The sequence below is a fragment of the uncultured Campylobacter sp. genome (genome assembly GCF_938030145.1).
Classification (GTDB): Bacteria; Campylobacterota; Campylobacteria; order Campylobacterales; family Campylobacteraceae; genus Campylobacter_B.
Window position 1 is genome coordinate 1 of sequence record NZ_CALHGM010000047.1, and the last position, 23,524, is coordinate 23,524.

At 47.4% G+C, this 23,524-nt stretch carries 23 protein-coding genes; 15 read left to right on the forward strand and 8 right to left on the reverse strand.

Annotation, left to right across the window (positions count from 1 at the left end; translation table 11 throughout):
• Positions 1–149: 149 nt before the first annotated feature.
• The gene (gene dctP / locus Q0323_RS10890; RefSeq protein ID WP_005871786.1) at positions 150–1,334 is read right to left on the reverse strand and encodes a TRAP transporter substrate-binding protein; all 1,185 of its coding nucleotides are present in this window, start codon (positions 1,332–1,334) and stop codon (positions 150–152) included.
• Between the two features lie 121 nt (positions 1,335–1,455).
• On the opposite strand from dctP, the gene Q0323_RS10895 reads away from it, so the two are divergent.
• The 6 genes from Q0323_RS10895 to Q0323_RS10920 all read left to right on the forward strand — a co-directional run bounded on the left by Q0323_RS10895 (position 1,456) and on the right by Q0323_RS10920 (position 7,500).
• Positions 1,456–2,802, forward strand: coding sequence for an FAD-dependent oxidoreductase (locus Q0323_RS10895; RefSeq protein WP_298054428.1), 1,347 nt, complete (start codon positions 1,456–1,458; stop codon positions 2,800–2,802).
• 294 nt (positions 2,803–3,096) lie between these two features.
• On the forward strand, positions 3,097–4,566 hold the full coding sequence (gene pyk / locus Q0323_RS10900) for a pyruvate kinase (protein WP_298054430.1): 1,470 nt from the start codon (positions 3,097–3,099) through the stop codon (positions 4,564–4,566).
• A gap of 9 nt (positions 4,567–4,575) precedes the next feature.
• Positions 4,576–5,526 (forward strand): hypothetical protein, encoded by a 951-nt coding sequence (locus tag Q0323_RS10905; RefSeq protein ID WP_298054434.1) that lies wholly within the window; start codon positions 4,576–4,578, stop codon positions 5,524–5,526.
• 197 nt (positions 5,527–5,723) lie between these two features.
• A complete protein-coding gene (locus tag Q0323_RS10910) occupies positions 5,724–6,434 on the forward strand; it encodes a cytochrome-c oxidase (RefSeq protein WP_298054437.1) in 711 nt (236 codons plus the stop codon).
• Between the two features lie 209 nt (positions 6,435–6,643).
• Positions 6,644–6,838, forward strand: coding sequence for a hypothetical protein (locus tag Q0323_RS10915; protein ID WP_298054439.1), 195 nt, complete (start codon positions 6,644–6,646; stop codon positions 6,836–6,838).
• Positions 6,835–7,500, forward strand: coding sequence for an NADAR family protein (locus Q0323_RS10920; protein ID WP_298054442.1), 666 nt, complete (start codon positions 6,835–6,837; stop codon positions 7,498–7,500). Before Q0323_RS10915 ends, Q0323_RS10920 begins: the two co-directional genes overlap by 4 nt.
• Positions 7,501–7,678: 178 nt before the next feature.
• Here Q0323_RS10920 and Q0323_RS10925 read toward each other — a convergent pair whose 3' ends face one another.
• The gene (locus tag Q0323_RS10925; RefSeq protein ID WP_297881746.1) at positions 7,679–8,002 is read right to left on the reverse strand and encodes a multidrug efflux SMR transporter; all 324 of its coding nucleotides are present in this window, start codon (positions 8,000–8,002) and stop codon (positions 7,679–7,681) included.
• Between the two features lie 249 nt (positions 8,003–8,251).
• Here Q0323_RS10925 and Q0323_RS10930 point away from each other — a divergent pair, with 249 nt between their 5' ends.
• The 7 genes from Q0323_RS10930 (at position 8,252) to Q0323_RS10960 (ending at position 14,576) form a co-directional block, all read left to right on the forward strand.
• Positions 8,252–9,487 carry a hypothetical protein gene (locus tag Q0323_RS10930; protein WP_298054445.1) on the forward strand — a complete coding sequence of 412 codons (1,236 nt, stop codon included), beginning with the start codon at positions 8,252–8,254 and terminating at the stop codon, positions 9,485–9,487.
• Positions 9,488–9,722: 235 nt separating this feature from the next.
• Positions 9,723–10,151 (forward strand): hypothetical protein, encoded by a 429-nt coding sequence (locus Q0323_RS10935; RefSeq protein ID WP_298054447.1) that lies wholly within the window; start codon positions 9,723–9,725, stop codon positions 10,149–10,151.
• Positions 10,152–10,184: 33 nt separating this feature from the next.
• The gene (locus Q0323_RS10940) at positions 10,185–11,579 is read left to right on the forward strand and encodes a hypothetical protein (protein ID WP_298054450.1); all 1,395 of its coding nucleotides are present in this window, start codon (positions 10,185–10,187) and stop codon (positions 11,577–11,579) included.
• Positions 11,580–11,722: 143 nt separating this feature from the next.
• Positions 11,723–12,334 carry a hypothetical protein gene (locus tag Q0323_RS10945; protein WP_298054452.1) on the forward strand — a complete coding sequence of 204 codons (612 nt, stop codon included), beginning with the start codon at positions 11,723–11,725 and terminating at the stop codon, positions 12,332–12,334.
• 84 nt (positions 12,335–12,418) lie between these two features.
• Complete coding sequence (locus tag Q0323_RS10950) at positions 12,419–12,844, forward strand: ecotin family protein (RefSeq protein ID WP_298054455.1); 426 nt, start codon at positions 12,419–12,421, stop codon at positions 12,842–12,844.
• A gap of 215 nt (positions 12,845–13,059) precedes the next feature.
• A complete protein-coding gene (locus tag Q0323_RS10955; protein WP_298054457.1) occupies positions 13,060–13,761 on the forward strand; it encodes a YbaK/EbsC family protein in 702 nt (233 codons plus the stop codon).
• Positions 13,762–13,958: 197 nt separating this feature from the next.
• Positions 13,959–14,576, forward strand: coding sequence for a hypothetical protein (locus tag Q0323_RS10960; RefSeq protein WP_298054460.1), 618 nt, complete (start codon positions 13,959–13,961; stop codon positions 14,574–14,576).
• A gap of 462 nt (positions 14,577–15,038) precedes the next feature.
• Here Q0323_RS10960 and Q0323_RS10965 read toward each other — a convergent pair whose 3' ends face one another.
• Together Q0323_RS10965 and hisD are read right to left on the reverse strand one after the other, a co-directional pair.
• Positions 15,039–15,329, reverse strand: coding sequence for a DUF5339 domain-containing protein (locus Q0323_RS10965; RefSeq protein WP_298054463.1), 291 nt, complete (start codon positions 15,327–15,329; stop codon positions 15,039–15,041).
• Between the two features lie 338 nt (positions 15,330–15,667).
• Positions 15,668–16,957 (reverse strand): histidinol dehydrogenase, encoded by a 1,290-nt coding sequence (gene hisD / locus Q0323_RS10970; RefSeq protein ID WP_298054464.1) that lies wholly within the window; start codon positions 16,955–16,957, stop codon positions 15,668–15,670.
• A 157-nt stretch (positions 16,958–17,114) separates the two neighbouring features.
• Between hisD and Q0323_RS10975 the strand changes: the two genes are divergently transcribed.
• Positions 17,115–17,693 carry a tetratricopeptide repeat protein gene (locus tag Q0323_RS10975; protein ID WP_298054466.1) on the forward strand — a complete coding sequence of 193 codons (579 nt, stop codon included), beginning with the start codon at positions 17,115–17,117 and terminating at the stop codon, positions 17,691–17,693.
• Positions 17,668–18,915, forward strand: a complete 1,248-nt coding sequence (locus Q0323_RS10980) for an SEL1-like repeat protein (RefSeq protein WP_298054468.1) — start codon at positions 17,668–17,670, stop codon at positions 18,913–18,915. The genes Q0323_RS10975 and Q0323_RS10980 overlap by 26 nt, the downstream gene beginning before the upstream one ends.
• A gap of 332 nt (positions 18,916–19,247) precedes the next feature.
• Here Q0323_RS10980 and Q0323_RS10985 read toward each other — a convergent pair whose 3' ends face one another.
• From Q0323_RS10985 to Q0323_RS11000, 4 genes are read right to left on the reverse strand one after another with little or no spacing between them, the layout of a single operon-like run.
• Positions 19,248–20,270, reverse strand: a complete 1,023-nt coding sequence (locus Q0323_RS10985; protein ID WP_298054470.1) for an OmpA family protein — start codon at positions 20,268–20,270, stop codon at positions 19,248–19,250.
• Positions 20,257–21,546: a MotA/TolQ/ExbB proton channel family protein gene (locus tag Q0323_RS10990; protein WP_298054472.1), complete on the reverse strand. Its 1,290-nt coding sequence runs from the start codon at positions 21,544–21,546 to the stop codon at positions 20,257–20,259. The genes Q0323_RS10985 and Q0323_RS10990 overlap by 14 nt, the downstream gene beginning before the upstream one ends.
• A gap of 1 nt (position 21,547) precedes the next feature.
• The gene (fbaA, locus tag Q0323_RS10995; protein ID WP_298054474.1) at positions 21,548–22,612 is read right to left on the reverse strand and encodes a class II fructose-bisphosphate aldolase; all 1,065 of its coding nucleotides are present in this window, start codon (positions 22,610–22,612) and stop codon (positions 21,548–21,550) included.
• Positions 22,613–22,626: 14 nt separating this feature from the next.
• On the reverse strand, positions 22,627–23,436 hold the full coding sequence (locus Q0323_RS11000; protein ID WP_297944465.1) for a peptidyl-prolyl cis-trans isomerase: 810 nt from the start codon (positions 23,434–23,436) through the stop codon (positions 22,627–22,629).
• Positions 23,437–23,524: the final 88 nt, after the last annotated feature.

The window sequence follows — 23,524 nt, forward strand, 5'->3', positions numbered from 1 at the left end:
CTAAAATTGCCTAAAATTGCCTAAAATTGCCTAAAATTGCCTAAAATTGCCTAAATTGCCTAAATGCCGATCAAATTTAAGCCGCATACACCTTTATCTGGCGCTTAGTTTAGCCGCGCGGCATAAAAACACAGCTAAAAAATGAAGCACTACTTCGTCTGATTATCCTCATTTTTTGGTGCGGCAGTGCTTGCATTTATCTCGCTGGCTGCGCTATTTACGGGCTCAGGAACAGAGATTTTTTTCACTGAAGCGGTAAAATTCTGCTCGGCTTCAACATCGCCCGTTTTTTCGATATATGTAAAATCGCCCATCTTCGTCCACGTTCTAGCTTTAGCTAAAAACGCCTTTTGGCTCTCCCAAATCTCTTTGAAATCGGGATTCTTCTCGCTTTCTTCGGCTAGAATTTCATCCGTCGCCTTGCGAAGCGCACGCATAATTTCAGGCGAAAAAGAGCGAATCTGAACGTTTGGATATTTCTTTTTGATCTCGTCCCAAATTATTACGTTTTTATAAAATGTCTCGTTTTCTGCGTATTCGCGCGCCTTTGCGATAGAGGCTTCCAGGATATTTTGCAAATCCTTAGGAAGCTTCTGCCAAGTTTGTAGATTTATCACTATCTGCTGCTCGCTAGCGGGTTCTTGCCATCCCGTATAATAGTAATTTGCGACCTTGTGAAAGCCTAGAGGTATATCAAAGCTAGGACTTGCCCACTCTACCGCATCGATGGTGCCCATCTCTAGCGCCATATATAGCTCACCTACCGGTATCGTAGCGACTGCGACGCCAAGGCGGCTCATAACCTCCCCGCCAAAGCTTGGAATTCTAAATTTAAGCCCTTTTAAATCGTCTAGCGTATTAATCTCTTTTTTAAACCAACCACCCATCTGCATGCCACTATTTAGGATATTAAAGACCTTTAGATTGCTTTTAGCATAGAATTTATCCGCTAGTTCCTTGCCTCCACCGAAGTAATACCAAGCGTGTTGCTCATCTTTCGTCATACCAAAAGGCACCGTCGTAAACAGCATATTCGCGCTATTCTTGCCTTTATAATAGTAGCTCGCAGTATAGCCTAAATCGTATTGTCCGTTTTTGACCATATCATAGATCGCAAAAGGTGCTTTATGCTTGCTAGGCGCGTCGATGCTGATTTTCAGCCTGCCATCAGACATACTATCTGCAAGATCTGCCATACGCTTGGCGACATCGCCTACGATAGGCATACTAAGTTCGTAAGTCTGAGCTAGCTTAAGGCGATAAACTTTCTTATCTGCGCCCCACAGCGACGTGGCTATAATCAAACTTAATCCGACAAGAATCGATTTTTTCATATACTACTCCCAAAATGAAATGGTGCGAATTTTATATAAAATCATCTAAATTCACGCTTTTATAACTAGCTTTTAAGCGAAATTTTCGCACAATTGTAGCCAAATTCGATAAGGAAAGGGCATGCAAGAAAAACATTACGAAGTAATCATCATAGGCGGCGGTATCACGGGCAGCGCGCTAGCATATGTACTGGCAGAATTTAGCGGGATCAAAAATATCGCTCTACTTGAAAAATACGAGGGACTTGCGACGCTAAATTCTAAAGCCAGCGCAAATTCCCAGACGATTCATTGCGGCGATATCGAGACTAACTACGACCTACAAAAAGCGACCGAAGTCAAGCGCAAGGCGGATATGATCGTGAAGTATTGCCAAAAGCACGGATATGAGAATAAATTTTTATTTCAGGGGCAGAAAATGGCTCTTGGCGTGGGCGAAAGCGAGGTAGAGCTAATTAAAGACCGCTTTGAGAAATTTAAAGAGCTTTATCCGTATCTGCAGCTTTTTGACAAGGAAGAGCTCAAAAAAATCGAGCCCAAGCTAGTTTTTGACGGGCGCGGTGAGGAGCGAGCGGAGGATATCGTAGCAATGGGCGTGCAATCGGGAGTTTACACGACGATCGATTACGGCGCGATGGCGAATTCCTTTGTGCAAAACGCTAAAAACGTGGAGGGCAAAACCTGCGATCTGCACCTAAATACCGAAGTGCAAAACATCACTAAAGTAGGCGATAAGTTCTATATCCGCACTGCAAATAGACTCTCGCTAAGCGCTGATTTCGTAGTCGTAGATGCAGGCGCTCACTCGCTATGGCTAGCGCACAAAATGGGGCTGGGGCAGGATCTCAGCACGATTTGCATCGCGGGCAGCTTCTATCTAACCAAGCAAAAACTTCTAAATGGCAAGGTTTACATGATGCAAAACCCAAAGCTTCCATTTGCCGCGCTTCACGGCGATCCGGATTTGCTCGCAGGCGACTGCACGAGATTTGGCCCTACCGCGCTTACGATGCCAAAGCTCGAGCGCTACAAGGGCTGTCGTTCGGTGCCGGAATTTTTTCAATCATTAAATTTTGACATGGACGTAGCCAAGGTCATTTGGCAAAATTTTGGCGATAGCGAGGTAAGGGACTTCTTAATCCGCAATATAGGCTTTGAGATACCGATTTTAGGCAAAAAGCTTTTCATCAAAAATGCGCGCAAGATCATACCTAGCATCCGCGAGGAGGATATTTACTATGCCAAGGGCTTTGGCGGCGTGCGCCCACAAGTAATCTCACACTCGCAAAAAAAGCTGATTTTAGGCGAAGCTAGAATAGGCGAAAATCCGGGGATTATCTTTAATATGACCCCAAGCCCCGGCGCTACGAGCTGCCTGGGCAACGCGCTTCGCGACGCAAAAGGTGCCTGCGAATATTTGGGAGTGAGCTTTGATGATGCAAAATTTGACGCGGAAATGATGCAATAAAGAGGAATTTTTAATTTCGCTCGGGCAAGAATTTTGAAATTTTACTTCGGCGAGGATTTTAGAATTTTGCTCGCGCTTCACATATATAAAGAGTTTTAAAATTTCATTCAAACGCGAATTTTTAGAATTTAACCTGCACTGCGAGCTATGAAATTTTAAAATTTCGCCGTAAAGCCGTGAAGTAGAATTTTAAAATTCCCACCTGCCTGTAGAATTTTAAAATTTAGAAATTTCAAAATTTTGCGCAAAATTTCGCCTAATGCGGCGATAAATTTTAAATTTAAAGGAGAAAAGATGCTTAAAAAAACCAAAATCCTAGCGACCATCGGGCCCGCAAGCGATGGCGAAGAGATGATGAGCGCGATGGTAAAGGCGGGCTGCAACGCCTTTAGGATGAACTTCAGCCACGGCACGCACGAGTATCACGAGGTAAATTTAAACAAAATTCGCGCCGTAGAAAAGAGCCTGGGCGTACGAATAGGCGTCTTTCAGGACATCAGCGGCCCAAAGATCCGCGTCGGCAAACTAGAGGAAAATTTTAAATTAAAAACGGGCGATAAAATCACCTTCCTTCCTCACGAAATGATCGGCAAAAAGACCGCGGAAGGCGAATACGAGCTGTGTATCAACCACCCCGAAATTTTGCCTCTGATGAAGGCGGGCGAGTTTATCTACCTCTACGACGGCTCGATCCGCGCCAAGGTAGTCGCGGTAAGCGAGCAAGGCGTGCAAGCGGTGCTCGAAAACGACGGCTTTTTAAGCTCAAATAAGGGGGTGAACTTCCCAAATACCCGCCTAAATATCGACGTTATCACGCAAAAGGACCTTGAGGATCTGCGCTGGGGCGCGGCGCACGGCGTAAATTTCGTAGGTATCTCCTTCGTGCAGTCGCAAAACGACATCCTGCGCGTGCGCGAAATTTTAAACTCTCTGGGTTCAAAAGCTAAAATTTACGCCAAAATCGAGAAATTCGATGCGGTCGAAAATATTGAAAAGATCATCGAAGCAAGCGACGGCATAATGGTTGCGCGCGGAGATCTGGGCATTGAGATGCCGTTTTATGAGATCCCGCGTATCCAAAAGCGCATCATCGCGTTAGCCAACGCCCGCTCAAAGCCCGTCATCACCGCCACGCAGATGATGCTTAGCATGACCGAGCACGAGCGCGCCACCAGAGCCGAGATCAGCGACGTCGCAAACGCCGTGCTCGACGGCACCGACGCCGTAATGCTAAGCGAGGAAAGCGCCATCGGCAAAAACCCCGCAGCCGTGGTCGCCGCGATGAGCGAGACAATCCGCGAGACCGAAAAGATCTATCCTTACGACAAATTTAACGATTACGATTTCTACGACGAGACTGATATGATCACTTCAAGCACAGCAGCGCTTGCCGCAAGGCTGGGCGCGGACGCGATACTTTCGATCACGGGCTCGGGGCGCTCGGCGATAAAACTCGCACGCAACCGCGCTAAAATCGACATCATCGCAATCGCGCACGACGAGCAGACCGCGCACGCGCTAAGTCTCGTGTGGGGCGTAAATCCAGCGATGGTTAAGGAAAAAACGAGCATCAACTCGCTGCTCGCACGTATCATAAGCGAGGCTCTGCAGCGCGGGCTCATCGAAGAAGGCGGCACCTACGTGATGACGGCAGGCTTTCAAAGCGGCCATCCCGGCAGCACCGACTACATCCGCATCATCAAAAAAGATCAGATAGATTTCTACCGCGACGCGGCAGAAACGGGCTTTAGCGGTAAAATTTAAAAAATCAAAATGTCAAAGTCCATTAAAATCAAAGAATCGCGGTTAAATTTAACCCCTTGCTACGAACTAACGCAAAAAGAGGCGCGAGAGCTCGTCAGCATCGGCATCACCGAGCGCGGCGAGATATATTTTCTATGCGAGGATGCGGGCGAATACGTCATAAAATTTATGCAAGATGGGCGGCTGCGCGAGATAAAAACCGGCGCGGACGAAAACGGCTACCACTTCGCCGTGTCCGTGGATTTTCCAAACCGTTGGGCGTTGCTAAACGCTCGCTCGCGCTACAATGAGAAACTAAAACGCGGCGAGGAAAATTTAAAATTTATCGATGAGCTGGGCACCCAGACGGGCAAAATTTACGTGGGCGACGGCATAGCAAAGATCATAGCGCAGGGCGGGCGGCTCTACGTTTCATATTTTGGCGACGGGCTCTTCGGCAACTTCGGCAGAGACGAGTGCGAACTCGCCGTTTGGAACGAGGCGGGCGAAAAGCTCTATGGATTTGACCTCAGCCGGATTCACGACTGCTACGCGATAAATCTATTTGGCGGCGCGTGCTACGCGCACTATTGCAGTAGTTTTGATTTCGTGCGTATCAAGGACGGGCAAGCCACGGCGTATACTCCAAAAATCAGTTCTTATAAACCGGGCTCCGCGGCTATCGAAACGTGCGAGCTAGAATTTTCAAAGAGCGATTATATTTTTGCGAGCCGCGACTTCGCACTGGATGAGCGAAGCGTGCTGTTTTATCGGGCCGATAACGACAAAGATGAGCTGTTTTTGTTTAAATTTAAAGGCGAAACGCTAGAATTCTACAGAAAAATCAGCCTAAATTTTCTCGGCGCAGACGGCTCGAAAAATAACAAAAATGAGAGCTACAGCTCGTACGGGAACGGCGAATATTTAGCTCTTTTAAAAGGCGCCAAAATTTATAAAATTTGCGTGAGCGAGCTAGATTGAAATGTAAATTTAGCAGCTAACGGCGCTTAAATTTAGCCGCGTAAAGCGTCGCGATAAAGCCGAATAAAAAGAAAATAGAGCCGCCGCAAAAATTAAAATTCCGCAAAAATATATTCGTTAAAAATCAAGCTCACGCTCTTAAAATTTCAAGGTATAATTACGAAGCAAATTTACAAAATTTAACCGAAGGAGAGACCATGAAAAAATTTCGCTCACTGCTGCTGTGTGCGGCGGCGGCTGCGACTTTGAGCGCCCAAGGCGAGGGTGGCGAGGACAAGGTGGAAAAAATCACTTCGATCGACATCTATATTTCGCCGTTTTATTCGGCTAAGGAGGGCAAGCCCGAATACGTGCACGTTTACGAGCCGATCGACGATCTGTTGATGAAAAACGACGTGCCGAGCCTAAAAAAAGCGATCAAAATCATCGAAGACGCCCCGGACATGGTCGCTCCGACCACGCTGATGACCGTCGCTGCGCGCGCTTATGATCTGGGGCTTAAGGACGACGCGGTGTTTTGGTTCTACGCGGGCAAATACCGCTTCATCTCCTTCGCCTCGGTAATCGACGTCAGCGGCGCGATGTTTATGGAGACGGTCGAGGCAAATTCCGCTTTCATGCACCTTGCGGGCGACGTGATCAACCCCTACGCATTCTGCGACATCGACAAGCAGCAGATCATAGTCGAAAAGGCGGTCGATTGGGTAAAGGATCATCCGTATAAGGCGATATTTTCGGATAAATTCCCACCCATGGCTAGCGACCGCAAGGCGGCTCTAAAGGAAGTGATAGAAAAGCTCAAAGCCGATCAGCAAAAGCAAAAGCAGTATTTTGCCGATCCGAAAAACAGAGCCGATTACATCGCCGAGCGTAAGAAATACCGCACCGACGAGCGTTTCTGCGACTAAATTTGCGGCTAAGTTTATCGCCTAGTCAGCTTTGGCTAGCTTAGCCGTACTTTGCCTAAATTTCAGCTCGCAGGCTAAATTTAGGCAAATTTCAAACTATGCTTCAAAATAAAATTTAAGGAAAAGGCGTGAGCGAAATTTTAAAAAACGTGATGCCGCCGCCGTGGATCAAATACCCCGCTCTTAGCGAGTTTTCGCTCGGCTGGTGAATGGGCGCGGCAGAGGATTATAAATTTAAATTTTGGCAGTGGTTCGAGCGGCTGGATGAAGCGGTGCAAAAAGCGTATGCGCAGGCCTTCCCCTATCCTTGCTTTTGGCACTACGGCGGCTGGGAGGGGCTGAACGAGACGCCTGAAAATGAGCGCATGGCGGCGACAGATGCTGCTCGGAGCCACGAAATTTGAAATTTAGCGAGTGTGGTGAGCTTAGAGGCGATCTTACGGACGACATAGACGATTTCTACCGCGAGGGCTTGCCGTTTTGGCGAGCAGGCGGAGCGGCGAAATACGATAAAACTTCATTAATAAATTCTTCCGAAGCGCACGAATTTCTATTTTTCTACAAGCCGGATGCGGCCGCGGATGAATCCTGCCTCGGGCAGTGGCAGAGCTCGCCTTTTGCCGTAGATGCCGATGAGTATGCCTGCGCCGAGCAGTTTATGATGGCGAGCAAGGCGCAAATATTCGGCGACGAGCAGACGCGGGCGCGGATAATGCAAAGCCGCGATGCAAAGCAGATGAAGGCGCTAGGCAGGCAAGTGCGGGGCTTTGATGAGCGGCTCTGGGGCGAGGTGCGCTACAGCGTCGTGCTAAGCGGCAATTACTATAAATTTACGCAAAATCCCGCGATGATGCGCTTTTTGCTCGCGACGGGAGATAAAATTTTAGTTGAGACCAGCCCGCTGGATAAAATTTGTGGTATCGGCCTTGGGCTGCAGAGCGAAAACGCAAGTCGTCCGAGCGCGTGGCGCGGGCAAAATCTGCTCGGCTTTGCGCTGATGGAGGTGCGAGACGAGCTGCGCAGGCTATATAAAAACTACGACCTGATCGATAAGAATTTTTTGTAAGATTAGGCGGCGGTTAAAATTTTACCGCTCCCGCCGGGTACATTCGGCACGGACATAGCGCGGCAGCGAGGCGAGGCGGTAAATTTATAAAATTTTAAAATTTACGCAGACGGCTGAGGCTCGCGCCGCTTTTGCAGTAGCGATAGTTAGATCGGAGGCTAAATTTAAACGCGCCGTCTTAGTGTCCTGCGCCGAAGAAATTACACATCGCCGTGCCTATCACGATGAGCGCTATGCCGCATATCGCGGGCACAGAGAGCTTTTCGTGGAAGTAAAACACCGAAAGCAGCGATGCTAATACTATGCCGAGCCCGCCCCACGTAGCGTAAGCGACGCTAAGCTTTACCGTTTTTAGCGCAAGCGCTAAAAAATAAAAGCACGCGCCGTATGCCGCTAGCGTGGCTAGAGAATAATTCAGCTTACTAAATCCGTCCGAGAGCTTCATACAGTTGGTCCCCGCTAGCTCCAAAACTATAGCAAGCCCCAAATAAACGTATCCCATAAGCGCTCCTTAATGTAATTTGAGCCGAAATTTTATAGAAATTTCTCTTAAATTTCACCCAAAGGCGTCCCTGGCGGCTTGCGTAAAATTTGCGCCACATATTTGAGTAAAACCGGCGCTTCGGCGACGTAAAATTCCACCGCTACCGCCTAAAAATCGAAGTTTTTTAAATTTAGCCACGCGGTGAAATTTTATCCGTTTTTATATACGAACATTATATAATTATCAAAATTTTTCCAAGGAGAGAGGATGAAAAAGCTCGCTACGATACTTGCGCTGCTCTGTGCGGCGGCGTTTGCCAAGGAGTATGAGTATATAGTGCAAAGTATGAGCTACAGCTCACTCGGGGAGCGCAAGGAGAGCACGCACCTAAGCTACGACGCGGCGGCGCGCAAGCTGGAGCAGATAAGAGATACGAACTCCTCGGACGGCCTAGGCTCTAGCTACAAAGAGATCAGCTACTTTGACGAAAAGGGGAATATGGTTAAATTTGAAGTATTTAACCTCGATCTTAAAAGCGGCAAGTGGAAAAAAATAGAAGACTACACGGAAAGCATAAAGGGTAATGTCACGACGCGCGAGAGCAATTCGATAGCAGATGACGGCACGCGCAATGCGAGCAAAACCGTCTCCAGCTACGACGGCAACGCGACCGAGGACGTGCGATATAAGTTTGTAAAGGGCAAATGGCAGAAAGATAGCATGAACAGATCCGTAAAAAACGCGTGGGATAAGGAGGAGCTTACGATAAGCTTCAAATGGGACGGCAAGAGCTGGCAGCCCAAAGATAAGACCGAAATTTTCTACGACGCCGTAGGAGAGATGAGCGGATACGTGAGCTACGAGTTTGTAAACGGCGCGTGGCAAAACAGCGAGCGAGAGATGCTTAACGGCGATCGAAACGGCAGCTACGAGCAGATCCGCAGCACCTTTAAGGACGGCGCGTGGCAAAACGCGACGATGAGTAAGCACGAGCTTGATGCCGCGAAGGGCGAGGGGATCGTTACGAGCTTCATCTGGAACGACGAGAAGGGCGCGTGGGATAATATGAGCAAACAAACCGTTATCAAGAAGGGGGCGGATCTTAATATAACCTCGTATCTGTGGGACGAGCGGCTTAAAGAGTGGGTCAAAAGCTACTCAAACGGCGAAATTTACGATAAATCGGGCGAGCGCCCGCTTGAGCAAAGCTACGAATCAAATTCCAGTAGCGGCAAATACGTCTATAGCTATGACGAGCGCGGCAGCAATACCGCGATGGATATCTACAAGCTTGACGCGAGCGGCAAATGGGTGCAAACGGGGCGCTCGGAGACCACTTACGATACCCAAATCCCGGCTGATAGCGTGGGATACGGAGCCGCGCTGATGATGTTTGAGATGCCTAGTATCTACGCGATAACGAGCTTTAAGGAATTTAAGATTAAAGACGGCAAATCTGAGCTCATAACGGAAAAGATGTGGAAATATAAAAAGATAAAGTAGCGTTTGAAGATGCGCAGATAAAATTTCGCGGCTAAATTTTATCTGCGCGGCCTTACGCGAACGTCGCGGTTAAATTTAGCAGGCGCGGCGCTATTTTATGCAGACGCGGCGTCGCGCAAGCTATGCGGTTAAATTTAGCTAGCGCGGGAGTATTTGCGCGCCGCGTAAATTTTAAAATTTAATCCTACGCCGCGGCAGGTCCGCACGCAACGGCGGCAAAAGGAAAGGTTAAAAAATGGTTTTAATCAGAGCGGCAAGGGCGGCTATTTCGGCTTTAATTTCGGCGAGTATCTGTTTCGGCGCCGTAGAAGCGCAAGATCGCGGCGCGGCAAGCGGACAAAAACAGACGATAGGGAGCGGCGAAAGAGATGACCAGACGCCCGCAGGCAAGCAAAGTAGCGAAATAAGCGCAACAAAGCACGCAGACAAGCAAAGCGACGAGGCAAAAAATTTTAAAATCAAAAAGCGCTATTTTCGCAGCTGTTCGTGCCTACACAAACAAAAATCAAAGGGCTCCGTCTATCTCTACGATGAAATTTCGCAAGATCAAGCCGAAAAATCGGCGAGCTATTTCATCGGCTATTTCAAAGAGGGCAAGCTAAGCCGTTATGAGAAAATTTACGAAGGCGAGAGAGCTTTTTCGAGCGAGGATATAAAGCGATAAACGCGATTTAAAATTTAGATAAAAGGAGCGGTCATGAGAGGTGTTTTTAAAATTTCACCCGAGGGTGTGGCAGATTTTGCAGCGGCAAATTTAAAGGCGCGAGCGGTTATTTCGACGGACGCTTTTGGGGCGCGGACGGCAGTTTTGGCAGGCTCTATTTTGGCGGCGACGTTAGCTCTCGCTGTGCCTGCGGGCGCGACCGAGACGGCAGCAAAACACGCGGCGGCGGATAAAATTTGCCTACAAAAAACGAGCTACAAAACAGAGGGCGGCGCCGTGCCGCGCTACGAATATGAAGTGAGCCAAAACTACGATGCCAAAACCCACCGCCTAGAAAAAATCTACAAAAAGAGCAGCAAAGAGGGAGCGTCCGTATCGAAAAGCTTTAGCAAATTTGACGAAAGCGGCGAGCGCGAGATCGAAAATGTCGAATACGACTGGGACGCGGATACAAACAAATTTCGCGAAACGGCGATGAGCAAGCAGGAGATCGCAAAGGACGGCTCGAAAATTTATTTTAGTCTGCAAAAGGACGGCAAGCCATACGAGGGTGAAAAAGCCGTCGAAAAGCGCGAGGGTAAAACGGAAATTTTACAAAATTTCACGCTAAAAAAGGGCAGATGGACGCCGACACACCTTACTAAAAGAATTGTCGACGAAAACGACAGAAACAATTTCGTAGCGACCTATGAATGGAGCGCCAAAGCGAAAAAATGGGTGCCGTACGAAAAATCTATATATCACTACAACGGCGACGCTTACGCGGGCTCCGAAGGCTACGCGTGGCGCGGCAAATGGGTACCGCTTACAAAACACACCGTCTTTACGGCGGCGGACGGGACGCGCAGCGAGATAAATTTTATATGGAAGGACGACACATGGCAGCGCGATGAAAAGATCTTGCGCAAAATCGAGCCTAAGTATAGGCGCTTTAGCGAGCTAAGATCGCGCTGGGATGCCGCAAAAGGCGAGTGGAGGGAGTACTACAAAAACGTGCACGAGGAGACCGATGAAAGCAGACCGCTACGCGAGCAAACCGTGCTTTGGCGCGAGGAATCGCAACGCTGGGAGGTCGTGTTTGAAAACGAGCTTAGCTACGACGCGCGCGGCAACGTGATAAAAAATCGCACGGCCTCCGATGGCAAGCAGTACGAGTACATCTACGACTACGACGAAGCGGGCAATAACATCTCGATCATCCTGCGCGAGCCTGATGAGAACGGCAAATGGCACGAAACGCAAAAGACGCAAAACGTCTTTGAGCGAGACATTTTAGCGCACGACGTCCTGGATCGCGGCTTCATCGGTGACTACATAGCCGCGGGCGAAAACGCGATCAAAAGCAGCAAGCAGTATTTTCTAAAGGACGGCGAGTTTAAGCTAAACGAAACTCGCGAGTGGGTTTACGGCAAATGCGAGCCGCAATAAAATTTAGAAAAGCCTCATGAACGAGCCTTATATCGTTAAAATTTCAGATAGCGACGCGATGATGTTCGGCTGCGAAGCAGACGAGCGGGTGCGCGGGCTTAAAATGCGGCGCAAAAGACGGGCGAGACGTCGCTGAGATCGACGTGCCCGAAGAAGGCTGGACGAGATACCTAGGCACCGACGGCGAGATCAAGGAGGTCGCATTTTTCACGGCGTTTTTCTCCAAGCGGTTCCGCCCGCACCCAAAAGATGGCGAAAAGATCGGCTTCGTGCTTACCAAAAAGAGCGGCGAACGCATACCGATAAGGCTCGGCGATATGTATAAGGCGGCAGATGGCGCATTCGCGCTCGCGGGTCTCGACGCGCAGAGCGACGTATGGGACGGAGACGAAGAGCTGCGCAGAGCGAAACGGGTGAAATTTTATAAATTTCAAGAAGGCAGCGTCAAAGTAACCGACTATGAGGCGCAAGGCGGGCTTTGCGAGGCGTTTTACGCAGGCGAAAAGATAAGCGTCAAAAGCGTGCTAAGCCGCCACGCGAGCAATGCAGACGGAGCTAGCGGCGAAATTTCCACCGTGCAGACGCAGGGCGAAATTTCGCGCGACGCCGTCAAGGCTTTAAACTCGCGGGAAAAACCCTTGCCGCAAGGCTCTAGCAAAAATTTAGCGAACAAAAATAGCTCCGCGCAAAAAACCGATAGCGAGGCGTTAAAATCAGAGACGGAGGCGTTAAAAGACATCATCTGCTATAGATAAAAACAAAGTCGATTGAAATTTCAGTTTAATGAGTGAAAATTTTGCTAAAATTTTAAATAAAAATATCTTTTTAAGGAGTAAAAAATGAGAAAAAGCGTATTTTTCTTTTTGTTGCCACTGTTTTTGTTCGGCGGCGAGGCGCAAAAGCAGCTAAACGTCTTTGAGCTAACGCCGTCAAAGATGCCGCCGCAGCAGTTTAAGGTCGAAGCGGTCTTTTCAAAAGAGATCAAAGCCGACTGCAACGACGCGTATCTGATCGGCGGCAAAATAGAGCAAAAAGAGGGCGCGGACGGGCTTTATTACGAGTTTAGCGGCGGCAACGAGCTTGCTCAAACGCTGATGCTGTGCAAAACCGAGAAGCAAAAAAAATGGGTCTATTATGAGCTCACGCATCCATTCGCCTACGATGGCGGCGAAATTAGAATTTTAGCGCCCAAAGACGTTAAGGTCGAGCTTAAAATTTACGAACTCATAGAGAGCAAAGAGCCTAAAATCCGCAAGATGAAATAATTTCGCAAGAAGCAGGGCGGACCGAGCTTATGCGTGGCGGAATTCTACGACACATCTGCCGCGCAATGGATCTTTCATCGCGCAATAGGTTTGTGCGCAGGCGAGATAAATTCTACGGCGCAAGACAAATTTTCTACGGAGAAGAATGGAATTTCGGCATCAATGGGTCGTTTGGTTAAAATTTCAGTATAATTTTGCAAAAATAAGGAGAGAGCATGTCAGAGAGAATTTTTGAAAGCTTAAAAGAGCTTTTGACGCAGCAGGGGGCGCGCTTCCGCGTCATAGCTCACGAAAGCGCGGGCACCTCCGCCGAAGTCGCCAAAATCCGCGGCACGCAGCTAGGACAAGGCGCAAAGGCGCTGGTTTGCACGATCAAGGGCTTTAAGGATGGGCAAATTTCTTTTTCGCAAAATTTAAATTTAGCAAGCGCCGATGACGCGCAAAATCTCGACGCTTCCGCCCTTGTGAGCGCTCAAGGCTGCGAAAACGGCGCCTGCGCGGGAAATTTAGCTTTAACCGCCGATCAAATCTGCGCAAACGTACCGCAGCAGCTGAAGCTTCCTAGCGACAAACCCGCGGGTAGAAACGGCAGAATTTACGTCCTAGCGGTCTTCGCAGCCGATCATAAAACCGATCTAAAGCGCTTGGCAGAGGGGCTCGGCGGCACGAAAGCATCGCTCGTAAGCTCCGATGAAGTGGGCGATCTCACGGACTGCGTCATCGGCTCGGTGCCGCCGTTTAGCTTCCACGACAAACTGCTGCTAATCGTCGATCCGTCGCTGTTCGGACGCTTTGATGAGATCGCTTTCAACGCGGGCTTGCTCGATCACTCGATCATTTTAAACGCGCGGGATTACGCGCGCATCGCAGCGCCGCGCATCGTTAGCTTCACCGAAGAGGCTACGGAAGACGAATAGCCGCGCATCGTCCGTTTCACACAAGAAGAAAACTCGGATTAAATTAATCCAAAAGCAAGGGCAGAAAAAGACAGCGCGAGAGTTGGTTGTAAAAAGGGCGCTTTGATTTTTGATCTTTTTTTCTTCATATTAAGGCTTTAAAATTTGCAGTATGATCAGAAGCAAAGAGGTCACGACCGAAACGAGGAGGGAATGTTATGAAGAAGGTGTGGATATTTTTGCTGTGCCTACTTGCGCTATGCGGCTTGGAAAATGCCGCAGTCAAGGAAGACGATGCGCCGCGACCGGAGATTTATCAGAGTATGAAAGATATTTACGACGATCTACCGATCGCGCAACTACCAATGCGCTATCCGGGAGAAATTTCGCCCTTAGCGGCTATCGATAAAAATTTACTTGATAAAAATGAGCTGTTTTCGTTCGCAAAGGAGAATTTTTTAATCGACAATCTAAGCGCGTATTGGGAGAGGATCAAAGACATAAGGGCTTGTCGTTTGCCAAAAAAGAGCGCCAAAACAATTCTGCTAAGGCTTTATCTGGGGGATTTCCAAGATAGCAAGCACGGGCACGAATATATTTTTATGTGCCTTTTAAACAACGCATTTCGTATAAGTGATTGTCGCGAAATTTACGCCGATTACGTGCACTGCGGTAAAAGCAAGCCGCCGATGCGCGCCAAGCAGGAGTTCGTCATCGACGCCGATTTACGCTGTACAGTAACAACGCACTACTATACTTTAGATGGCGGTAAGGAGCTGCACAGAAATGCCTGCGTGCACGAAATAAAAAACGGCGCGATCGTTACTAAGGATTAAAATCCAAGGCGATCTTGCGAGATGTTTTTGGTCGTAAAGCCGTAAATTCATAAGCAGAGCCGCAAACTGAGACACGAATTTGCTCTATCTATGAGCCCAGCTATTTCAAATCGCGATAAAATAACGCTTAGACCGAGCCTCGAATTCATCATATTGATAAGGCACTGTTTCGAGCTGCGCCAAAACGGCTCGTAAATCTTTGGTGCACCGCAGCGTCCCACTAAGATGCGTCGCCTTACGGAGCATTTTAACGACGAGAGCGCTTTATTGGTTTTGACTTCCTGCAATAAGCTAAATATCAAATCTGAAATTCTTAGCAAGCCCCGAAAGCAACGAGGATAAAACATCCAAATTTTAAAATTTAAAAATTTTTAAAATAAAAGTGTGAGTTTAAAAAGAATTAATCGCGACGATATCGCATCGCCGCGACTGAAGAAGGCATCATCGTGCCCGCAAAGGTGCTTATTTCATAGCGCCTTGTTGTTTCATCTGATCCATCATCTGCTTAAATATCTCTTTAGCTTGTTTGCAAGTGGCCTCTTGCTGCTCCTTAGGAAGTGCGCTGATCTGATCCATAGACTGCTTTTTTTGATCCTCATACATCTTGACCTGCTGCTCTTGACCCGCTTGTTTGTAGGTATCAACCATCTTATCAAGATCTGCGAAGTACTCTTTGCAGCTATCTGAAAGATCTGCGGCGCTAAGACTTAGCGCAAAGCCAAAACTAGCCAAAACTAAAAGTGATTTTTCCATTTTTCTCTCCTTGTAAAAAATCAGCGAAAGTATATCATTTCGCTTAGTAAATTTGCCTTAAATTTTAATCAAATACGGCTGTTTTTTTAAATTTATAGCGCTTTTGAAATTCTAAAATTTCACTCTCACCGCGACGCTTACATTTTTTAAAATTTAACTCGTCTTTAAATTTTAAAATTTAAGCTCGCGATTTCGCAACTTCCGCCGGTGCTTTTTAAAATTTCGCTTCGCAATTTTTAAGCTGCATGCAAACCGCTTTAAGCTACATGCGGGCAAATTTTAAGCCCTTAGCCGCTTTTTTTAAAATTTCATTTCGTAATTTCGTTACTGCCGCAAAATCACTTCTCTTCAAATCTAATCTGCACCGATTTTTTGTGCGCGCCGAGCCCCTCTGCATCCGCTAGCGCCATGCACGCGCCGCCTAGCTCGTCTATGGCGCGTTTATTTAGCGCTATGATCGAGCTTCGTTTGATGAAATTATAAACCCCCAAAGGCGAGAAAAATCGAGCGCTTCCGCCGGTCGGCAGCGTGTGGTTAGGGCCTGCGAGGTAATCGCCCATCGCCTCGGGCGTGTAGTGGCCCAAAAATATCGCGCCTGCGTGGCGTATGCGCGGAAGCAGCTCGTAGGCGTTCTCGGTCGCGATCTCGAGGTGCTCGACCGCAAGCTCGTTCATCAGCTCCACGCACTCGTTCATATCGCGTGCGATGATGATCGCGCCCTTGTTTTGGATGCTGGCGCGAGCGATCGGCTCACGCGCGAGCGTAGGAAGCTGCTGCTCGATATGTTCAGCGACGGCAAGAGCGAATTTTTCATCGTCGCTTATCAAAAAGCTGCTCGCGATCTCGTCGTGCTCGGCTTGGCTGAGTAGATCCACGGCGATATTGCGCGGATTTGCCGCGGCGTTTGCGATGATGCCCACTTCGCTAGGACCCGCGATCATATCGATATTTACATCGCCGAACACGAGCTTTTTAGCGGTTGCGACGAAGATATTCCCGGGGCCCGTGATGACGTCAACCTTGCCGATCGTGCGCGTACCGTATGCCATCGCCGCGATCGCGCTTGCGCCGCCCACCTTGTAGGCCTTTTTGATCCCCAGCACATGCATCGCCGCGAGCAGTAGCTCGTTTACGACGCCGCCCACGGCGGGGGTGCAGACGCTGATATCCTCCACGCCCGCGACGATTGCGGGGATCGCGTTCATCAGAAGCGAGCTCGGATACGCTGCCTTGCCCCCCGGGATATATAGCCCCGCGCGATCTACCGGCGTGATCTTTTGCCCGAGCATCGCGCCGCTTGGATCGAAGCTAAACCAGCTTCTCTCAAGCTGCTTTTCGTGATAGGCGTAGATGCGCTCGTATGCGACTTGTAGCGCGTTTTTTAGCTCTGCGGTTAAGCCTTCATACGCGAGACTCATCTGCTCTTGCGTGATAGCCAGATCGCCCTGCACGCGCCATCTGTCAAATTTCTCAATCTGTTCAGCTAGCGCCTCATCGCCGCGCTCTCTGATATCTTCGATGATACCGCTTACGACGGGCATTACCGATCTCATATCCGTCTCGCCGCGGCGCACCAGCCTTGCAAACTCCTCTTTGAAATTTGCCTTCGTGCTTTTTAAAATTTTCATTTTTGCTCCTTGTGATGCTTGGAATTTTAACGCTTTTTGCTAAATTTCGCCTTTAAGCTCGCGGCTGTATAAATTTAAAGACCCTTTGGGCCCGCCGATTTTCAAAAGATTAAGCGAAAATGAAATAAAATAGCCGAAATTTTAAACGGAGCGATGTATGAAAAAGATATTTCTAGCGCTGATCGCCACGGCGGCTTTATCGCTAGCAGAAGCCACGGCTTTGCCATCGGCGGAACAAGAAGATCCCGGTATAAGCAGATTACAAAGCGAATGCGATAGCAACAATACCTTAGCATGCGTGAATCTCGCCATGGCATACTATTCAGGGGATGGCGTGAAGCAGGATTATGAGAAAGCAAAAGAGCTAAATTCTAAAGCCTGTAGTTTGGGCGACGGCTGGGGTTGCACCACCTTGGGGGCGTCATACGAATACGGCAAGGGCGCGGAGCAAGATTATAAAAAAGCGACCGAACTGTATTCTAAGGCCTGCGACTTAAAAAATAGCATAGCTTGCGGCAATCTGGGTGTTTTATACCACTCAGGCAAGGGAGTAAAGCAAGATTACCAAAAAGCGATCGAACTGCTTTCCAAGGCTTGCGATTTGCAAGAAGGTGACGGATGCTACAATCTCGGGCTTTTATATGCATCTGGCGAAGGCGTAAAACAGGACTACAAAAAAAGCGAGCGAGCTATATTCAAAAGCTTGCGATTTGAAACATGGCGAAAGCTGTCATAATCTTGGAGTTTTATACGAAAAAGGAGATGGCAGCGTAAAGCAAGACTACCAAAAAGCAAATCAATTCTATTCTAAGGCCTGCGATTTGGAGATTGCCGAAGGGTGTTATAATCTTGGAACTTCATACTATTTAGGTAAACATACAAAGCAGGACTATAAGAAAGCAAATGAATTGTTTTCTAGGACTTGTGATTTAGGATATAGCATAGGATGCTATGCTCTAGGGTTTTGGTATGCCTCAGGCGAAGGCATAGAACAAGACTTTGAAAAAGCAATAAATTTATATTCTAGAGCTTGCGATTTGGGGCATAACACAGGATGCTATAATCTAGGAGTTTTGTATAGTTCCAGCGAAGGTGTAAAGCGGGACTATAAGAAAGCGAGCGAACTATATTCCAAAGCTTGCAATTTGGGGAACGGGCTAGGATGTAGTGATCTAGGAGTTTTATATGAACAAGGGGAAGTCATAGAGCAAAACTATAACAAAGCAAATGAGCTATATTCTAAAGCTTGCGATTTGGATGTCGGTGAAGGTTGCAATAGTCTCGGGGTTCTATATGAGTCTGGTAAAGGTGTAAAACAAGACTTTGAAAAAGCAAAAGACCTGTATTCTAAAGCTTGCAATCTTGGAGATGGACTAGGATGTGTCAATTTAGGAGCTTTATATGAACAAGGAAAAGGTGTAAAACAAGATTACCAAATAGCAAATAAATTATTTTCCAAGGCTTGTGATTTAGAAATTGCCGAAGGGTGCTACAATCTAGGATTTTTATATCATTCAGGCTACGGTGTAAACCAAGACTATAAAAAAGCAAGTGAATTATATTCCAAAGCTTGTGATTTAGAATATGGTATAGGATGTCATAATCTTGGATTTTTATATTATTCAGGCGCAGGCACAAAGCAAGATTACGAAAAAGCGAGTGAATTGTTTTCTAAGGCTTGTGATTTAGAAGCCGGTGAAGGGTGTGATGGCCTCGGACATCTATATGAATCTGGTAAAGGTGTAAAACAAGATTACCGAATAGCAAATAAATTATTTTCCAAGGCTTGTGATTTAGAAATTGCCGAAGGGTGCAATAATCTTGGATATTTATATGAATCCGGCAAAGGGGTAAAAAAAGATAAGAGTATGGCGAAAAAATACTATGGTAAAGCCTGCGATCTAGGGATTAAACGCAGTTGCTACACCTATAAAAAACTAAACGAGCAAGGTTTTTGATCCATTTAAATTTTAAGCCGCCCGTTAAGCCTGTTTAAATTTGCAACTTAAATTAAAGGTCTAAATTTAAACTATATCATCCGCGTGGCAGCGCTAAAAGCGCGCCAAAATGCGCGGACTTAAAATTTAAACCCATTCCGCCGCGGCAGATGCTGCGTAAGCGGTGCGTAAAATTTAGCGAGCCGCCAAATTACGACATTCTCGTCAAAATAAAAGGATGCGCTCCGCCGCCGTTGAAATTTCAGATGAGCCGTTAATTCGTCAAGAATTTTAAAATTTTAAGCTCTATTTTTGCGGGCTAAAATTTCGAGCGAGCCGTTAAGGGCGAGCTTCTAATTCGTAGCGTTCGCGTCAAATTGCAAAAATTTCCTGATCTCCTCCATCGCCTCTTTGTTTGAAAGGGTAAATTTTATCTCGATGCGGCGGCTAGCGTCCTTGTCCTCGACGCCTCTGCGCATCACGGGCTGCGTGTAGCTGCGACCGCTGGCGATGAGATATTTTTGCAGCCGCTCATCTTTATTCCACGAGTTGATGAAATCCATCACGGCAAACGCCCTATTTTGCGAGAGCTCGAGGTTATACAAATACCCGCCGTCGCTGTCCGTGTGCCCTTCAATAATGATCTGATCTAAATTTTCGCGAATTTCATCGTTATTCAAAAGCGCGGCGAAATAGCTCTGCAGCGTCGAGCGAAGCGTCTCTTTGGCGTCCTCTTTCAGCTCGCTTGAGCCTTTGTCGAAAAGGATCGACGAGCTTAGCGTCATCGCGCCGCTTTCGTTGTTGATGCGGATTTTGCCGCCCAGCTTCTCCTTCAGATCGGCGATGATCTTGACCTTCATTCCGGTGAGGTTGCGGATGCGGTTTTTCGTGACGTTGAGGTCCTGTAAAATTTTATTAAAATCGCTCTCCTTCTTCGTGAGCTGATCGAGCAAAAAGGCGATTTTAAGCTCATTTTGGCTGATCGTAGCGTTGGCGTCGTCGCGCGCTTTTTGCAGAAGCGAGTTGATGTCTAAATTTTCTTTTTTCAGCTTCTCCGCCATCTCGGTCAGATCTTCGATCTGTATGAAATAGATGGAATTTTGCTTGCGAAGATCGGTGTTTTCGATATTTAGCTTCTCGAGCTGGTCGCTAAAAATTTTATTCAGCGCCTCAAGCTCGGCGCTTTTTTTCTCCTGGCTTTGCAGGCTTGCTAGCGCGCTTGAAATTTGGCTTTCTTTCTCCTGCAGGTTGCTTTGCGTGAGGAAGTATTTGACGATGATACCGCCTACTAAAAGCACGAAAACAAAAAGTAGTCCCGCCATCAAATCGGCGTACGCGATCCAGAAGGTCTCTTTTTCTTCGTTATTCGTTTTCATCTAAAAGTGCTTTTTCATCGATGCTCGCAAGCGTTTTACGAAGCTCTTCGATGATGCTTTCGTTGCTCGTCCGCGCAGCGCCCTCTCCAGCTAAAAGTGCCTTCAAATCCGCGCTTAGCCCCTTAAAGCTAGCGTCAATTTTAGCGGCGTAAGCATTCTGCGAACTTGAAATTTCGCCCGCAAACCCGCCTAAGGAGGCATTTAGGCTCTTGATTTGAGCGCTTAATGCACTAGTAACGTTAGCCAGCTCGCCTTGCCCGTCCGTTAAAGCCTTAGACTGGCTTAGATACTGCGCGGAAATTCCGTTTTGAATTTCGATTAGGCTTGCAGACACGGACTTAAGCGCAGATAAAATTTGAGCGAAGCTCTTATCTAACTCACCGTGAGCGAGATTTGTCCTTTGGATCATCTCTCCTGCCTTTTCAAGCTCTTCTTGTGTAATCGCCATACTTCGCTTCTCGGCTTCCATCACGCTTTCAAAAGCGCCGATTTTTTCATCGATTAGGCGGTTTAGCCTTTCGGTAAAATTCGTAGAGCTCATCATCGCAAATGAGCGCGAAATTTCAGAATTAGAGTTTAAAATTTCACTCAGATAGCCCTGTGTTATTTCGTCTTTGTTCCAGAAGAAATTTTTAGTGGAATTTTTGTATTTGATGAGCAGACGCTCATATTTGCTAATGCCCTTTTTCTCAAAATATATCCACCAAAGCGCTAAAAAAATTCCATAGATCGAGACGTAAAACGCTGTGCCCACGCCGCCTAGAAGCTGCGCGATCTCGGTTTCGAGCCCATCAATATTGCTTGAGGAAAAGTGCGGCATCGAAATCGCAATCGAGATGAAAGTTCCTAAAATTCCAAGCATCGGAAAGACTGCCGACGCGACGGAAGCGTAGTTTTGATTACGTAGCGAGTAGCCGTATTCGTCCACAAAAAGATCAAAGCTAGCATCTGATTTTTTTTTACCGCCGATACTTAAGAGATTGGCGACGATGTAATTTTTCAGCTCGCGCTTGAAGTCATCGATATTATTTTGAAAATTTAAGCAGCCGTATTCTGCATTATGACGAGCTAAAATTAGTGCAATAATTAGCAAAACCGCAAGCATCAGGATCGAGTGTGTTTCTACCTTCAGCCCGATAAGCCCCAAATAGCCCAGCAAAAACACCACAAAAACCGCAATCGGCAGAGCTGCGATCTTAAAAAAAACGCCCGCTAACGAGCGCTCCTTCGCCTCAGGTAGCGTGATATCGAGCACTTCGTTATTCGGGCGATCCATATTAGTTCCTATTTAGGCAATTTAGATTGTCAAATGCGACCTGCAAGCGCGCCACCATACTCTGCTCGCCTGCCCTCAGCCACTTGCGAGGATCGTAGAATTTTTTATTCGGTTTATCCTCACCTTCCGGATTGCCGATTTGAGCCTGCAAATAGCCGCGATTTTTGACCTCATAAGCGCGCACGCCGTCCCAAAATGCCCACTGCGTGTCGGTGTCGATATTCATCTTAACTACGCCGTAGCTTACGGCTGCCTTGATGTCGGAGGTATCGCTGCCGCTGCCGCCATGAAAGACGAAATTTACGGGCTTTTCGGATTGCAGATTAAATTTCTCGCGCACGAATTTTTGCGAATTTTTCAAAATTTCAGGTCGCAGCATGACATTGCCCGGTTTATACACGCCGTGGACGTTGCCGAAGCTCGCCGCGATGCTGAATCTGTCGCTGATTTTGCCAAGTCGCTCGTAAGCAAGCGCGACATCTGCGGGCTGGGTGTAAAGCCGCGCGTTATCGACGCCGGTATTATCGACGCCATCCTCTTCGCCGCCTGTGACGCCAAGCTCGATCTCAAGCGAAATTCCAAGATCGCTTAAAATTTCCAAATACTTCTCGCAGGTCGCTAAATTTAGCTCCAAATCATCCTCGCTAAGATCAAGCATGTGCGAGCTAAATAGCGGCGCGCCGTGAGCTTTTTTATTCTCGGCGTTGGCTTTAATGAGCTCGTCGATCCACGGAAGCAGCTTCCTCGCGGCATGATCAGTATGCAAAATCACCGCAACGCCGTAATGAGCCGCCAAAGCATGCACTTGATGCGCACCTGCGATAGCGCCTAAAACTGCGGCATTAGGGCAAGTAGCGCCCGCATAAAACGCTGCGCCGCCGTTGCTAAACTGAATAATAACGGGCGAATTTGCGATTTTAGCGCTTTCCAAGACGGCGTTTATGGAATTTGATCCCACTACGTTTACCGCAGGGATCGCAAAGCCCTGCTGCTTCGCATACGCATAGACTTTACTTACGTCATCGCCACTTAAAACGCCCGGTTTTACTATATCTAAAACGCCCATTTTTAGCTCCTATATTATTTATACTCGATTTTAGCGTTTTTGTGAAGATCTGCCGCTTTTTGCTCGACTACTTTCGCCGCTTTTTGCTGTCTAAGCACGCGCTCAATAAAAGGCTTTGCTTCGCTTTGACTTAACTGCTTTTTAGCTTGAGACTCCTCTTTTAACACTACGTGATATCCGACCCTGCTTTTAATCGCTTTAGTGGTGATTTGACCATCTTTTATCTTAGAGATCGCATCGGCAAAAGGCTTGACCTGATCGCTAGGCATCCAGCCTAGCTCGCCGCCGGTTTGTTTAGCCTGCGGATCGATAGATTTGGCTTTGGCAAGCTCTGCAAATTTAGTAAATAGTGCACTGTCGCTAAGCCCTTTTAACTGCTTAATAATATCGTTTGCCTCAGCTTCGGTTTTAACGACGATCTGAGCCGCTTTGATTCTCGCAGGCTCGGTAAAGCGCGCTTTGTTTTTGTTATAAAAATCGGCTATTTCTTTATCGTCGATATTTATTTTGCTGGCTTCTTTAGCCTGCCATACACGAAGCGCTAAGTTATCTTTTACGATTTCAAGCTCTTTTTTATAAACGTCTTCGTCCATAACGCCCGATTTTTTAGCTTCATCCGTTAGCAGCATCAGATCGATGCCTTTATCGATAAGCTCCTTTTTTTGCTCTGCATTAAGAGCGGCGATATCTACGTTGCCTATGCCTTGAAGTAGCGGAGCAAGCTCCTTTTCGGTTACGTCTTTGCCATTTACGGTAGCGTAAACGGTAGCGTTGAGGCTGATAGCGGCAGCCAAACTAAGTGCTGTAAATAAAACTTTTTTCATCATAATTCCTTAAAAAAATTTTAACGGCGATTATAACTCAAAGTTGTTAACAATCAAACTGTACTTTAGAATTTTAGGGTAGAATTCC

Bases quoted from the DNA above. Each gene is read 5' to 3' on its own strand.
- Q0323_RS10955 (WP_298054457.1), top strand. From the start codon at position 13,060: ATGTCAGAGAGAATTTTTGAAAGCTTAAAAGAGCTTTTGACGCAGCAG.
- hisD (WP_298054464.1), bottom strand. From the start codon at position 16,957: ATGAAAATTTTAAAAAGCACGAAGGCAAATTTCAAAGAGGAGTTTGCA.
- Q0323_RS10990 (WP_298054472.1), bottom strand. From the start codon at position 21,546: ATGGATCGCCCGAATAACGAAGTGCTCGATATCACGCTACCTGAGGCG.
- Q0323_RS10915 (WP_298054439.1), top strand. From the start codon at position 6,644: ATGGGCGCGGCAGAGGATTATAAATTTAAATTTTGGCAGTGGTTCGAG.
- fbaA (WP_298054474.1), bottom strand. From the start codon at position 22,612: ATGGGCGTTTTAGATATAGTAAAACCGGGCGTTTTAAGTGGCGATGAC.
- Q0323_RS10930 (WP_298054445.1), top strand. From the start codon at position 8,252: ATGAAAAAGCTCGCTACGATACTTGCGCTGCTCTGTGCGGCGGCGTTT.
- pyk (WP_298054430.1), top strand. From the start codon at position 3,097: ATGCTTAAAAAAACCAAAATCCTAGCGACCATCGGGCCCGCAAGCGAT.
- Q0323_RS10925 (WP_297881746.1), bottom strand. From the start codon at position 8,002: ATGGGATACGTTTATTTGGGGCTTGCTATAGTTTTGGAGCTAGCGGGG.
- Q0323_RS10935 (WP_298054447.1), top strand. From the start codon at position 9,723: ATGGTTTTAATCAGAGCGGCAAGGGCGGCTATTTCGGCTTTAATTTCG.
- Q0323_RS10905 (WP_298054434.1), top strand. From the start codon at position 4,576: ATGTCAAAGTCCATTAAAATCAAAGAATCGCGGTTAAATTTAACCCCT.
- Q0323_RS11000 (WP_297944465.1), bottom strand. From the start codon at position 23,436: ATGAAAAAAGTTTTATTTACAGCACTTAGTTTGGCTGCCGCTATCAGC.
- Q0323_RS10975 (WP_298054466.1), top strand. From the start codon at position 17,115: ATGAAAAAGATATTTCTAGCGCTGATCGCCACGGCGGCTTTATCGCTA.
- Q0323_RS10960 (WP_298054460.1), top strand. From the start codon at position 13,959: ATGAAGAAGGTGTGGATATTTTTGCTGTGCCTACTTGCGCTATGCGGC.
- Q0323_RS10950 (WP_298054455.1), top strand. From the start codon at position 12,419: ATGAGAAAAAGCGTATTTTTCTTTTTGTTGCCACTGTTTTTGTTCGGC.
- Q0323_RS10985 (WP_298054470.1), bottom strand. From the start codon at position 20,270: ATGAAAACGAATAACGAAGAAAAAGAGACCTTCTGGATCGCGTACGCC.
- Q0323_RS10965 (WP_298054463.1), bottom strand. From the start codon at position 15,329: ATGGAAAAATCACTTTTAGTTTTGGCTAGTTTTGGCTTTGCGCTAAGT.
- Q0323_RS10895 (WP_298054428.1), top strand. From the start codon at position 1,456: ATGCAAGAAAAACATTACGAAGTAATCATCATAGGCGGCGGTATCACG.
- Q0323_RS10910 (WP_298054437.1), top strand. From the start codon at position 5,724: ATGAAAAAATTTCGCTCACTGCTGCTGTGTGCGGCGGCGGCTGCGACT.
- dctP (WP_005871786.1), bottom strand. From the start codon at position 1,334: ATGAAAAAATCGATTCTTGTCGGATTAAGTTTGATTATAGCCACGTCG.
- Q0323_RS10940 (WP_298054450.1), top strand. From the start codon at position 10,185: ATGAGAGGTGTTTTTAAAATTTCACCCGAGGGTGTGGCAGATTTTGCA.